This is a genomic window from Streptococcus henryi DSM 19005 (assembly GCF_000376985.1).
In the GTDB taxonomy this organism is placed as follows: domain Bacteria; phylum Bacillota; class Bacilli; order Lactobacillales; family Streptococcaceae; genus Streptococcus; species Streptococcus henryi.
Genome location: NZ_AQYA01000035.1, coordinates 1 through 13,574, shown reverse-complemented (window position 1 = coordinate 13,574; position 13,574 = coordinate 1). Strand labels below are relative to the sequence as shown.

Genomic DNA, 13,574 nt, shown 5'->3' with positions numbered 1-13,574 from the left:
GCTCATGTTTTCTGTTTAAAACTTGCCTTGTTGATATTTTTTTACTAAACTATGTCTATGAACATTATCACAAAATATATTCAACAACTTGATGCCGAAGAAATTGCTCTTACTTTGTTATCAAAAGTAATTTCACTTATTCTGCTTTTGATTGTCTTTGCCATAGCTAAACGCATCATAAGTTTTATCTTTAAGCACACCATTGAAAAATCAATCGGACTTTCCCGTCAATCACTTGCCAGACAAAAGACTATTATAAAACTTTTAAAAAACATCATTAATTATGTCTTTTACTTCTTCCTGATTTACAGCATTTTAAGCGTCCTAGGTGTACCTATTTCAAGCCTTTTAGCTGGAGCAGGGATTGCTGGGTTGGCCATCGGTTTAGGGGCACAGGGTTTTCTTACTGATGTCGTTAATGGCTTCTTCATTCTTTTGGAGAATCAGTTTGAGGTAGGTGACTCTATCGTTATCGGATCAGTTGAAGGTACTATTTCAAGCGTTGGTATCCGGACTACACAAATCCGTGGTTTTGATGGTACTCTCCATTTCGTTACTAATCGCAGTATATCGGTTGTCAGTAACAAGTCTCGTGGTGCCATGCGAGCTCAAATTGATCTTCCTATTTTTGCCAATACAGACCTAGATGAAGTTACTAGAATTATCGAGGAAACCAATAAAGAAAACTTAGAAAACTTTCCTGAAATCGTGGAAGCTCCTAAAGTTCTTGGACCACGTACCACCACTAATGGTCAACTGGTCTTCCGAGTTGATATCTTCGTTCAACATGGTAGTCAAAGTAAAATTTACTCTGCCTTTTATAAACTATATCAGGAAAGTCTCTTAACTAATAACATCATCTTAGCTACTCCCAATGCTACAATAATTACAAAAAAATAAATCTGGACCCTTAAATCCAGATTTTTAAATTCCAAATATTTTTATCTTTAAAGCCAATCAAAATCAAACATGGAAAGACAACAAAGGCACGCCTAAAGGTAAGCGAAGAGGCTTAACGACCTATCATTTTGATTTTCATAGGGTATTAAAACTTACGAATTGGATCTGTAGCATAATCTGCACGCGCACCACCAATTAATTTTGGACGGGAAGCTAGGGCTGTCACATGAGCACCGCCCAATTCTCTTTGGACAGGAATCAGTGGGACTTGAACACGCTTAACATGCATACCGATAAAAGTATCACCGATATCGAGACCGGCATGAGCAACAATCTCTTCAACCTCAACAGGGTCATCCATGTATTTGAAAGCAGCAACCTGACCGCTTCCTCCAGCATGCAGATTAGGAATAACATTGACAATTTCTAAATCCTTATCTTCTGCCACCTGACGCTCAACAACTAAAGCACGATTAAGATGTTCACAGCCCTGCACTGCTAGCTGAATCCCTTTCGCCTTGAGCTCTTCCAAAATAGTCTTAACAACGACCTCACCAATCTCTGCACTGCTATTTTTCCCGATAAGACCACCAGCAACCTCACTTGAAGATAGGCCTAGAACAAAGATTTGGCCTTTTTTAATAGCAGAGCGGTCAATGATATCAAGCACTATAGTCCGTGTTTGATTCTCCAAATCCTGCAAGTTCATAATCTACCTCTTTCTATCAAAACGCTTAAAAGCAACAAACAAGAGATAAGCAAGTCCCATACCAAAGAAATTCTGGAGGACATTGCCAAAAATACCAGCCAGGGCAGCTCCCAATCCATATCCTAGAACTAAGGCAGCTACTACATACCAGCCAACCATGGCAAGACTAGCCAAGGCTAAGCCGATAATACGCTTCTTGTCCTTCCAGCCAGCAAAATAACCTTGGGCCCCATGGGCAATCAAACTATGAATCATATACTGGGGATAACCTAGCAGAAGGTCAATCAAGAAGCCTGACAGACCACCAACAATCGTCCCAGCCTTAGAACCCAGATAGAAGGCTGTAAAGTAGATACCAACATCTAAAAGTGTCAAAAAACCTGTCGGTGTTGGCACATGGATGTAGGCCAAAACCACACTGAGGGCAGTCAAAATTGCAAGTAGCGTTAATTCCTTGGTCTTATTAGTTCTCATAATTTTGTTTCACTCCATACTGATCTGAATGTAGAATTGCCTGATAAACAAAGTCCTTAGAAATCTCAACAGCCTCAAGCGGTGTTTTTCCTAGCACCAATTGACTGGCAATACTAGAAGCAAAGGTACAGCCCGCACCAACATTGTTTTTAGAAGAAACAGGACTCTCCAGGACCTTAAAGTCTTGACCATCATAAAAAACATCAAGAGCTAATTCCTTACTCAAGCGGTTTCCACCCTTGATAACCACATTTTTAGCACCAAGTTCATGGAGTTCCTTAGCCACAGCCTTCATATCTTCCAAACTTTTGATTGTTTTTTGGGACAATAGCTCAGCTTCTACCAAATTAGGAGTGATGATGGTCGCATAAGGGAAGAATTTCAAAAGTTCTTCACGCAGAGCACTGACTTCAACATCATGACTTTCCTTGCAGACAAGTACAGGGTCCAGAACGACTGGAATACCAGCATGTGCTTTCACAAAGTCCAGTGCCTGCTCAGCCACATCCACATTAGGCAAGAGACCAAGTTTAATTCCTGCAAAATCCACATCCTTCAAACTCTTTAACTGATGACCAAAAACAGTATTATCCGTCGCAAAAACTTCAAAACCATTTTCAGTCATTGCTGTCAAACAAGTCACTGCTACAAAGCCATGCAAATGATTGGTCGTATAAGTTGCCAAATCAGCGTAGAGGCCACCACCACTAAAAATATCATTGCCTGAAATAGCTAAAATGTAGTTAGTCTTCATAAATAATCTCCTTTAAGTAAAGCCCATTGCCAGCCGCAGTTGGACCAGCCAGATTTCTATTTTGAGACTCCAAGACAGTCTTGATTTGGCTGACCGGCATGCGACCATTGCCAATTTTCAAGAGGGTCCCCACCATATTGCGGACCTGTTTATAAAGAAAGCCATTGCCTGAAAAGGTAAAAACTAGAAAGCCTGTTTTAGAATCTTGATTAACAGTTGCCCTTGTTATGGTACGAACCTTATTTTCAACCGCTGTTCCTGAAGCTGTAAAGCCTGTAAAATCATGTGTCCCTTCCAAATCCTTGATAGCCTCTTGCATAAGAGATAAATCTAAGGGATAGGGATAAGAAGTCGCATAGTTTCGCATCATGGGATTCTTAGGACGACCATTGTCCACTAAAAATTCATAGGTCTTATTGTGCTTATTATAGCGAGCATGAAAATCATCCCCAACCTGCTCAACTGCTACCACATCAATATCCTCAGGAAGCTGACTGTCCAGTCCAAAGCGCAAGCGTTCAGCATCACGCGCCTGAGGTAAATCAAAATGGATAACTTGTCCGTAGGCATGAACACCAGAGTCTGTCCGTCCTGCCCCATGTATCTTAACAGGAACTCCGCTATTTAAACGTTCTAAAGTTTTTTCAATCTCTTCCTGTACCGAGCGCACCTTAGTCTGGCGCTGGAAACCAGCAAAGAGAGTACCATCATAGGAAATAGTTGCCTTATATCTAGTCATGTCATTATTTTACCACTACTTAAGCTAATTAACTAGTAGCGCAGTCAAAAACTGTCCGGGGACAGAATAAGATTTGTTATTTGCTATATTTGTGCCAAGAAAAGTCGATTATATTAACAAAAAAATAACACTCGATTGAGCGTTATTTTTATTTGATTTCTTATTCACCTTCAAAAGCATCTTTAACTTTATCAAAGAACCCTTTTCGTTTAGGATTCACAGCTTTATCACCGCTTGCTTCTGCAAATGCTTTAAGAGCTTCTTTTTGTGCTTCATTCAGCTTAGTTGGAGTAACGATATTAACTGTTACGTGTTGATCACCTTGACCACCGCCACGCAATTTAGGTGCACCCTTACCTTTTAGACGGAATGTCTTCCCAGTCTGGGTTCCAGCAGGAATAGTCATTTCAACATCGCCATGGACTGTTGGAATTTCAACAGTATCACCTAATGCCGCTTGAACAAAATTAATATTCATCGTGTAATAAATCGTTGAACCGTTACGCTCAAATTTATTACTTGGCAAAACATTGATGATGACAAAGAGATCACCATATGGACCACCATTAAATCCGGCTTCACCTTGACCTTGCAAGCGAATTTGTTGACCTGTTTCAACACCTGCAGGAATTTTAACAGAAACTTTGTGAGTTTTCTTCTCATGGCCAGTTCCATGACAAGTAGTACATGGTTCTTTAATTTCTTTACCTGTTCCATGACAGACATCACAAGTTACTTGACGGCGCATCATACCAAGAGGTGTTTGAGTATCTACATTGATAACTCCTTGTCCATGACAACGACCACATGTTACAGGGCTTGTGCCAGGTTTAGCTCCAGTTCCAGAACATGTTGAACATGATGCTTCACGATTGTAAGAAACTTCTTTTTCAACGCCAAAGATGGCTTCCTCAAAACTCAAGTTAACACGGTACTGAAGGTCATCACCTTGACGTGGTGCATTAGGATTTCGCATACCTCCGCCACCACCAAAGAATGATGAAAAGATGTCTTCAAACCCACCAAAACCAGCACCATCAAAACCGCCAAAGCCACCAGCTCCGCCACCGAAACCACCATTTGCTCCAGCAGGTCCAAACTGGTCATAAGAAGCACGTTTCTTCTCATCACCTAAAGTTTCATAAGCTTCTTGAACCTCTTTATATTTTTCTTCAGCACCAGCCTCTTTATTGATATCTGGATGGTATTTTTTTGAAAGCTTACGATATGCTTTCTTAATCTCATCTTGTGAGGCATCTTTGGATACCCCAAGACGATCGTAAAATTCTTGATTATTCATTTTAATACCTTTTTGTTGTTTTATTGATAATTTTATTAAGTGGTGGAGACGCAAGCGAGCGACTAAGCGTTTCATTGCTTATTTTTAACCCAAAGGTTTCAAAAATCCCCTCGTAACTGTAGCATTCGCTACTGTTACTCTAACCACGGCGAAAATTATCGGCTGAGCGACCTTCGGTCGCATTTTCATTTACTAGAATAAGATTTTTAGAAAGTGTTATTCACTGTTGCTTACTATTTCAATCTCTATCCTGTCTAGATTTTCTAGGAAGAGAGCATAATAGTCTTGACCAGTTGCAGAAGGATAGAATTTATCACATCTCCAGTTACCCAAAAACAGAGGCTGGTTTGCAACCTCTGTGATTGAGTGTATAGTTATGACGTAAGGAGCCTAATCCTCTCTATGTCATTCAGCTAAATTGAGTTCGAGCTAAGAACTTCGGAAAAAAGATAACTTTCCTTGAATGCAGATATTCAACGTCAAGTTCCTATTTTTCTGTCGTTCATTTAACGCTCTCACATCTTATTTTTCAGTAAACTCACCGTCAACAACGTCATCACCATTGTTTGTTGAATCAGTTGATTGTGCACCTTCAGCACCTGCTTGCGCTTGTTGGGCTGCTGCAGCTTGCTCGTAAAGTTTAACTGCAAGTGCTTGAGCTTTTTCGTTAAGGGCTTCAAGTTTAACTTTCATGTCTTCAACATTGTTAGCTTCTTGAGCAGCTTTCAATTCGTCAAGAGCAGCTTGTGTTGCGTCACGTTCTGCGTCGAAACCTTTTCCTTCAGTTTCTTTGATTGTTTTCTCAGTAGCAAAGATAGCTTGGTCAGCATTGTTACGAAGATCAACTTCTTCTTTACGTTTAGCATCAGCTTCTGCATTTGCTTCTGCATCTTTCATCATTTTTTCGATTTCTTCATCAGTCAAACCTGAGTTAGATTGGATAACGATGTGTTGTTCTTTTTGTGTTCCAAGATCTTTAGCTTTTACAGAAACGATACCGTTTTTGTCGATATCGAATGTTACTTCGATTTGTGGAATACCACGAGGTGCTGCAGGGATGTCAGTCAATTGGAAGCGTCCAAGAGTCTTGTTGTCTGCTGCCATTGGGCGTTCACCTTGAAGGACGTGGATATCAACGGCTGGTTGGTTGTCTGCTGCAGTTGAGAAGACTTGTGATTTAGAAGTTGGAATAGTTGTATTGCGGTCGATCAATTTAGTGAAGACGCCACCCATTGTTTCAATACCAAGTGACAATGGTGTTACATCAAGAAGAACGACATCTTTAACGTCACCAGTGATAACCCCACCTTGGATAGCAGCACCCATAGCAACAACTTCATCTGGGTTAACTGATTTATTTGGTTCTTTACCCGTCTCAGCTTTAACAGCTTCTACAACAGCAGGAATACGAGTTGAACCACCAACCAAGATAACTTCATCAATTTCTGAAAGTGACAAACCAGCATCTGAAAGGGCTTGGCGAACTGGAACTTTAGTACGTTCTACAAGGTCACGAGTCAAATCATCAAATTTAGCGCGTGACAAGCTCATTTCCAAGTGGAGAGGTCCAGCAGCACCTGCTGTGATAAATGGCAATGAAATTTGTGTTTGGGTAACACCTGAAAGATCTTTTTTAGCTTTTTCAGCTGCATCTTTCAAACGTTGAAGGGCCATCTTATCAGCGGCAAGATCGATGCCATTTTCTTTTTTGAATTCTTCTACCAAGAAATCAATGATTTTTTGGTCAAAGTCATCACCACCAAGTTTGTTATCTCCTGCAGTAGACAATACATCAAAGACGCCATCACCCAATTCAAGAATTGAAACGTCGAATGTACCACCACCAAGGTCAAATACCAAGACTTTTTCTTCCTTATCTTGTTTATCAAGACCATAAGCAAGCGCAGCTGCAGTTGGTTCGTTAACGATACGTTCTACTTCAAGACCTGCAATTTTACCTGCATCTTTTGTTGCTTGACGTTGAGCATCGTTAAAGTAAGCTGGAACAGTGATAACGGCTTTAGTTACTTTTTCACCAAGATAGTCTTCAGCATAACCTTTAAGGTATTGAAGGATCATTGCTGAAATTTCTTGTGGTGTGTATTCTTTACCGTTAGCAGCAACTTTTTGAGCAGTACCCATCAATGATTTAACTGACATGATTGTATCTGGGTTTGTAACTGCTTGGCGTTTTGCAGCATCACCAACGATGATTTCACCATTTTTGAATGATACTACTGAAGGTGTTGTACGGTTACCTTCTGGGTTAGCGATGATTTTTGCTTCAGTTCCTTCAAGAACTGATACTGCTGAGTTAGTTGTACCTAAGTCAATACCAATGATTTTAGACATAGTTAAGATACCAAGAACACCAAGAAAGCGAAACAAATTCTAGGAAACCAACGCTGCACGCTTGCGTGTAAGGCGGTTTATCTAAATTCCGAGCTTTCCGTTCGGGTTCAATTCCTTTCAAATTTTAAGTAATATTTCTTTTTTCTATCATAGTTTTCTGTCATTTCGGACAAATTACCAATTACTAGACTGTTTCCTAGGGAAAGTTATCTAGTAAAATGTGATCTGATTTATCTTGTCCAACGCAATTCTGCTACCTTTACATGCGCAGTAGCTGTCTGAGTTTTCTTCGTCAGAAATGACTGTGAAAACTCTAGGCAGCCTTGCGGGAGTCTATAGGTCAGGGGAGTGACCTATAGAGAGTGGCAACTTAAAACCAAGACTTGCCACCGAAGAAATCATTTTTTGACAGAAGCTAGGCTTCTTTTATTTCCAACCTCAAAACATCTCCCAGATATTTTGAGCTGTCTTACCGCCTAATTGTAAACCACAACCATTGCTGGTCTTAGAAGGCGTTCATGAAGTTTATAGCCTTTTTGGAAGACTTGAGCAATACTATCAGCTGGGTGTTCATCATCAGCAGGGAGTGTTTGTACTGCCATATGTAGGTTATGGTCAAAGTTTTCGACTGGAACTTCTTCGATTCCTTCTTCTTTGAGAGCTTGAATCAAGCTTTCTTGAACCATTTCGATTCCTTTTTTAACATCATCAGTCAAGCCCTCAACAGCTAGAGCACGCTCTAGATTATCCAAACTTGGCAAGATTTTCTTAGCCAAGTCTTGTGAGCGATAACGTTGTAAGGTTTGACGTTCTTCGTTAGCACGGCGTTGAATATTTTGCATTTCTGCGTGAGCTCGAAGATATTTGTTTTCAAACTCTTCAGCGCGCTCATTAGCCAAATCTAAATCTGATTTTTCAGGCGTTTCAGAAGTTTCTTCTACAGCTTCTTCCGTCACTTCAACTTCCTCTACTACCTCTTCATTTTTAATATCTTCTGACACGGAGTGCCTCCTTAATTTATTTTTCACTTTCTTTAGCATGATGCCTCAATATCCTAATTCACTTCATAATGATTGCTATTCAGATATCGGTAATAGTCTCCAAGTTTCATAGCAAGCACACGTCCTATAACATTTACAAGACTAACACTTCTGCGATAGTCCATATCAATAGGACCGATTAAACTTAGTAGACCGAATCCACGATATGGGATTAAAAACTTGTGTGTTAGAACCGTACTATTTGCAAGTGCTTCTTCCTTACTATCAGCAACCTGAACAGTTGCCATTTCCTCTTCTTGAAGACCTTTTCTTAATGTCAAAGCTACGCTCTGCTCATTATCCAAAAAGCGATAAGTTTTTAAATCAGCATAGTCGAGTGAATTAACTTTACCTGAAATAAAGACCATCTCCTTAAAGAGCTCTGCAAAGATATAGTCAAATAAATCTAAAACATTATCAGTAATAGCGAAATATTTTTGAACAATTTGTGGAATTTCCGTTCTTAATTTGTAATGGATATCCATGACAGGCTGACCTAAAAGCCGCTCATCAACTATTTCTTTTAAAGTAATAAGGTCCTTAGTTAAAAAGTTCTTAGGAATTGCAAATTGAATTGTTGCTGGCTTTGATTCATCTAATGTCAAAACCGCAAGTGCATCATGGCTTGATAGCTGGACGATATTAAAAGCTGTCAAACGTTGCCGAGATGGCTCAACATCCTGTATAACAGACGTATATCCTGTCATATCTGATAAAATCTGACTGGCTTTTTGTAAAATATCATCAAGTCTAAAGGCTTCAAAATCGAAGGCTTTAATCACTTGATAAATATCTTGCTCATTTATACTATCTAAACTCAATGAATGTTCAACAAAGTATTTGAAACCAGCTGGACTAGGCATCCGCCCGCTTGAAGTATGAGCTTTTTCTAAAAGACCAAGTCTCTCAAGTTTAGCCATGTCATTGCGAATAGTTGCACTAGACGAATCAATCGTACTTTGAAGTGCCTTAGAACCTACAGGTTCATGTGTCTGGGTAAACAACTCTACAATTAGATTTAGAATGTCATTCTGACGTTGTGTAATCAAACACAATCACCTCACTCTCTTTAGCACTCGACAACATCGACTGCTAACTTATGTTTTAATTATACTCCTTTTAAGAATGGTGTCAAGAAAAAAACACAAAAAATTAGCACTCGTTTAAAAAGAGTGCTAATTTTTTATTCATCATAACTTGTTAACTGATTTTCTTCTATTATCTCAATTAATTTTTGGGCATAGTCCGGGTCACTTGAGTAATAATATTCTTGTAACTTTTTAGCTGGAGTCTTATAACCTTTTGAAGTGGCTAACTTTACATAAAGTTCCTCGTCTAAGAACTCACCTTTTTTAAGAGAATACATATAATCATAAATTGAATCTTCCCAACTTGAGTAAACAGCAAATGTCTCTGGATTTTCTATCCACTTTCCTTTTGAGTATGTAGATTTCATCAATACAATTTTCTCTTGATTTGCTTTTGCTTTTTGAGAAAATAAATTATGATATTTATCTGCCAAAAGACTGGTCCCATATTCTGTTTCCAGCGCAGCTTGTCCAATAATAATTGAAGGTCTTACACCATAAGCTCTAGCAACTTTCTGAGCAGCAGGAGCAATCTTTTCTATAAACGATGTTTTTGATAAAACCGGTTCTTGACTTTTACTAGCACTAGGTTTTGACCGATTCAAGATTAATGGAAAAATAATGAAGAGTAGAAAAACTAACAGAATCAGTAAAAACTTCTTTAAGGATAGTCGCGATCTCATTTGCCACTCTCCTTCAACACTGCAATATATTCTTCTAGAGATAAATTGTGTTCTGTCATATATTTAGCTGACTCTACTCCCACATAACGGTAGTGCCAATCTTCATAACCAATACCTGTACTTTCCTGCTTGTCATCAGCAAATCGCAAAACAAAACCATAATCTGGAGCTAGTTCTTTAATTTGCTGAACCACATCTGGATCACTCTCATTAAGCGAAGCAACATTACTCATATCAATAGCTAGCCCTGTTTGATGCTCGCTAGCCCCTGCCGGCTGTGAATAAGTTTGAACAACTTCTTCTGCACCCTCTTGAGTCAGACTTGGATCATTAGCAATCTCTTGCTGAACATAGTAATCATATAGCTCTTCTTGATAGGCAACACTTCGATAACCGGATATTAAATACTCATTTGCATCAATTGTTCTTGCTGCAGCTAAGAAATTTAGCACATTTTCTGCAATTCTGGAATCAACATGAATTCCCTCAATCTCTGTAACCTCTGGATTTAACTCCTCAGTTATGTTATCACGATTAACCAATACGAGTTCCCAGTCTGAAGACAAGACAGAAGGCAGTCCATTTTCTGATTCACTGACTTGTGAGCTTGATGTTTCTGTAGATTGAACCGAGATTTCATTACTTGATTGGTTTTCAACTTGAACCTCTTTGTCTTGGATAAATAAATACAAACACATTAAAAACACAAGAACAACTAAAATTTGTAATACTATTCCTAAAAAACTATTTTTTTTCATTCTTTATTTTTCTAATAATTCTTGACCAGCTTGACGATATGACATATCACCAATTGCTTCAATTGTAAACTTTCCATCTTTAAAACTAACAGCAGAAATACTACCATTATCTAAGCTGAGTTTTTCACGATTATTATCAATCAGCCATAAAAAAGTATTAATTGTCATACCATGACTGACAATTATGGCATTGCCTCCACCACTTGCTTCCATTTCCTCAGCAATTGCTGTGAAGCCGTCCCAAATTCTCTCACTCAAAACTTCCCAAGATTCTGCCCAGCCAGCCGTATCAACTTCGACAATACTTTGAGCCAATTCAGGGTAAGTTACATCTTTAACTGTTTTTCCACCTTCAAAAGCCTTGGTTCTAGGTAGAACACCAAAAAACAGTTCACCATCATAACCACCGTCCAAACTCCCAAAGCACCATTCTCGAATACGCTTATCACGCTTATATGGAAGGTGTTCATTATGAGTTTCACGTAAAATGATCTCCATTGTTTGAATTGTACGACCTGAATCACTTGAGTAAGCAGCTTTGAATGGGATTTCGGCTAATCTTAAGCCAAGACCAAGTTCTTTAATACCTTGCTCACCCAATTCAGTTAAAGGAGTATCGCTCCATCCCTGAGCTCGGCCAATTGTATTAAACATTGTTTTACCATGACGTGCAATGTATAACTTTGTTTCTACCATTTTCTCCTCCATACTTAAATCTTCTATTATTGTTAATTATAACATTTAAAGAAAACACTTGCAAAACCAGCAAGTGTTTGTTTTCTTATTAATTTTTGAAACTATGAATCGGAGCTGGAATTTGACCACCACGTGCAATAAAATCAGCTGAAGAATTTTTATTCACTTTCATAACTGGTGCAGTTCCAAGCAAACCACCAAACTCAATCATATCTCCCTCTTTTCCTTTAGGGATGATACGTACTGCTGTTGTCTTTTGATTGATAACACCAATAGCTGCCTCGTCAGCGATCATAGCTGCTATGGTTTCATATGGAGTATCCTCAGGAATAGCAATCATATCAAGACCAACTGAACAAATAGCTGTCATGGCTTCAAGTTTTTCAAGATTCAATGACCCATTCTGAACAGCAGCAATCATACCTTCATCTTCAGAAACTGGAATAAAGGCACCTGACAAACCACCAACTTGATTACAAGCCATCACACCACCTTTTTTAACTTGGTCATTAAGCAAAGCTAAGGCAGCTGTTGTCCCATGCGTTCCAACTGTTTCAAGACCCATCTCTTCCAAAACACGAGCAACTGAATCTCCAACAGCAGGGGTAGGAGCTAAAGAAAGGTCAACGATACCAAATTTAACACCGAGACGTTCTGAAGCCATTTGCCCAACCAATTGACCGATCCGTGTAATCTTAAAGGCTGTCTTTTTGACTGTTTCAGCAACGACATCAAAAGACTCACCACGAACTTTTTCAAGAGCACGTTTTACAACACCTGGACCAGAGACCCCAACATTGATAACGACATCAGCTTCTCCGACACCATGAAAGGCACCAGCCATGAATGGATTATCCTCAACAGCATTAGCAAAAACAACTAATTTTGCAGGTCCCATCTCAGAGAGCTCGGCTGTTTCCTTAATAACACGCCCCATATCACGGACAGCGGTCATATTAATACCAGATTTTGTAGACCCAATATTAACTGATGAACACACTTTGTCTGTGACAGCTAACGCTTTTGGAATTGAATTAATGAGAATCTCATCACCTTTTTGATAACCCTTTTGTACCAAGGCAGAGAAACCACCAATAAAATCTACCCCAATCTCATGAGCTGCCTTATCAAGTGCTTTTGCAATTGGAACATAGTCAGTAGCATCAGTAGCTGCCCCAATAAGAGAAATTGGTGTTACAGAAACCCTCTTATTAACAATTGGAATACCTAATTCCGCAGCGATCTCATCACCAACTTTTACCAAATTAGAAGCTTTAGAAACTACTTTGTTATAAACTTTCTCAGCAACACGGTCAATATCAGTATCAATACAATCTAAAAGAGAAATTCCCATCGTGATAGTACGAACATCAAAATTTTGTTCCTCAATCATTGCAATGGTTTCAGTAACCTGTCTAATATCCATTTCTACCTATCTCCAATCTTACAAATTATGCATAGCATCAAAAATAGCAGAGCTTTGAATATTAATTTTAACATTCAGAGTCTCACCATATGCTTCAAACTCTGAACGCAATTTAGTAAAGTCTTTTTTCTCGTCAGATGAAACCACAGCCATCATCGTAAAGAATTCATCCAAAACAGTCTGAGAAATATCATCAATATTTAACCCGAGCTCAGCAATCTTAGCTGAAACCCCTGCAACAATACCTGTTCTATCCTTACCAACTACAGTAATAATCGCCTTCATAAGAATCCTCCATAAATGAATTTGTTCAATTTTACCATATTATAGCAAAAAAAGCCATAAAATAGAGAATTTTCCGAAAATATTTTCAAAATTCACGAACGAAATATCAAAATCTTAGACTTATAATTCATAAACACAATGGAAAAGGTAATACAAAAACTATCCCTCCCTAAAATCAATAAACCATGGCGCCATCTTTCTTAAGAGAGCCTTCCTACCTTCAAAACGTTCTCCAGCCAATAAGCGATCTAAGCTCCTCTTCTCCTTATCTCCTAAACCTTCCCTAACGCGATCCAAAACATCGTAATAAGCCACATAGTCATCCAAAACCATCTCCTGACTGCTTACTAAATGGCCCACTTCACTGATT

The 13,574-nt window shown here is 38.9% G+C and carries 14 protein-coding genes and 1 pseudogene; 1 reads left to right on the top strand and 14 read right to left on the bottom strand.

Annotation, left to right across the window (positions count from 1 at the left end):
- The first annotated feature begins 57 nt into the window (after positions 1-57).
- A complete protein-coding gene (locus tag F601_RS0107900) occupies positions 58-900 on the top strand; it encodes a mechanosensitive ion channel family protein (RefSeq protein WP_026183157.1) in 843 nt (280 codons plus the stop codon).
- Positions 901-1,045: 145 nt separating this feature from the next.
- Here F601_RS0107900 and F601_RS0107895 read toward each other — a convergent pair whose 3' ends face one another.
- The 14 genes and pseudogenes from F601_RS0107895 to F601_RS13240 all read right to left on the bottom strand — a co-directional run.
- A complete protein-coding gene (locus tag F601_RS0107895) occupies positions 1,046-1,609 on the bottom strand; it encodes a TIGR01440 family protein (protein WP_018165134.1) in 564 nt (187 codons plus the stop codon).
- 3 nt (positions 1,610-1,612) lie between these two features.
- Positions 1,613-2,083 carry an ECF transporter S component gene (locus F601_RS0107890; RefSeq protein WP_018165133.1) on the bottom strand — a complete coding sequence of 157 codons (471 nt, stop codon included), beginning with the start codon at positions 2,081-2,083 and terminating at the stop codon, positions 1,613-1,615.
- Positions 2,073-2,837: a bifunctional hydroxymethylpyrimidine kinase/phosphomethylpyrimidine kinase gene (locus F601_RS0107885; protein ID WP_018165132.1), complete on the bottom strand. Its 765-nt coding sequence runs from the start codon at positions 2,835-2,837 to the stop codon at positions 2,073-2,075. The genes F601_RS0107890 and F601_RS0107885 overlap by 11 nt, the downstream gene beginning before the upstream one ends.
- On the bottom strand, positions 2,827-3,576 hold the full coding sequence (truA, locus tag F601_RS0107880; RefSeq protein WP_018165131.1) for a tRNA pseudouridine(38-40) synthase TruA: 750 nt from the start codon (positions 3,574-3,576) through the stop codon (positions 2,827-2,829). The genes F601_RS0107885 and truA overlap by 11 nt, the downstream gene beginning before the upstream one ends.
- Before the next feature lie 160 nt (positions 3,577-3,736).
- Entirely contained in the window at positions 3,737-4,876 is a 1,140-nt protein-coding gene (gene dnaJ, locus F601_RS0107875; protein ID WP_026183156.1) for a molecular chaperone DnaJ, read from the bottom strand.
- 522 nt (positions 4,877-5,398) lie between these two features.
- Positions 5,399-7,228, bottom strand: a complete 1,830-nt coding sequence (gene dnaK / locus F601_RS0107870) for a molecular chaperone DnaK (protein WP_018165129.1) — start codon at positions 7,226-7,228, stop codon at positions 5,399-5,401.
- Positions 7,229-7,704: 476 nt separating this feature from the next.
- A complete protein-coding gene (grpE, locus tag F601_RS0107865) occupies positions 7,705-8,268 on the bottom strand; it encodes a nucleotide exchange factor GrpE (RefSeq protein ID WP_051070626.1) in 564 nt (187 codons plus the stop codon).
- Positions 8,269-8,282: 14 nt separating this feature from the next.
- Positions 8,283-9,317: a heat-inducible transcriptional repressor HrcA gene (gene hrcA, locus F601_RS0107860; RefSeq protein WP_018165127.1), complete on the bottom strand. Its 1,035-nt coding sequence runs from the start codon at positions 9,315-9,317 to the stop codon at positions 8,283-8,285.
- A 134-nt stretch (positions 9,318-9,451) separates the two neighbouring features.
- The gene (locus tag F601_RS0107855) at positions 9,452-10,039 is read right to left on the bottom strand and encodes a glycoside hydrolase family 73 protein (RefSeq protein ID WP_018165126.1); all 588 of its coding nucleotides are present in this window, start codon (positions 10,037-10,039) and stop codon (positions 9,452-9,454) included.
- A complete protein-coding gene (locus tag F601_RS0107850; RefSeq protein ID WP_018165125.1) occupies positions 10,036-10,797 on the bottom strand; it encodes a M15 family metallopeptidase in 762 nt (253 codons plus the stop codon). The genes F601_RS0107855 and F601_RS0107850 overlap by 4 nt, the downstream gene beginning before the upstream one ends.
- A gap of 3 nt (positions 10,798-10,800) precedes the next feature.
- Entirely contained in the window at positions 10,801-11,493 is a 693-nt protein-coding gene (locus F601_RS0107845) for a histidine phosphatase family protein (RefSeq protein ID WP_018165124.1), read from the bottom strand.
- An 88-nt stretch (positions 11,494-11,581) separates the two neighbouring features.
- Positions 11,582-12,919: a PFL family protein gene (locus tag F601_RS0107840; RefSeq protein WP_018165123.1), complete on the bottom strand. Its 1,338-nt coding sequence runs from the start codon at positions 12,917-12,919 to the stop codon at positions 11,582-11,584.
- Positions 12,920-12,937: 18 nt separating this feature from the next.
- Positions 12,938-13,204 carry an ACT domain-containing protein gene (locus F601_RS0107835; RefSeq protein ID WP_018165122.1) on the bottom strand — a complete coding sequence of 89 codons (267 nt, stop codon included), beginning with the start codon at positions 13,202-13,204 and terminating at the stop codon, positions 12,938-12,940.
- Positions 13,205-13,363: 159 nt separating this feature from the next.
- A pseudogene (locus tag F601_RS13240) lies at positions 13,364-13,574 on the bottom strand (sigma-70 family RNA polymerase sigma factor); the annotation flags it as partial.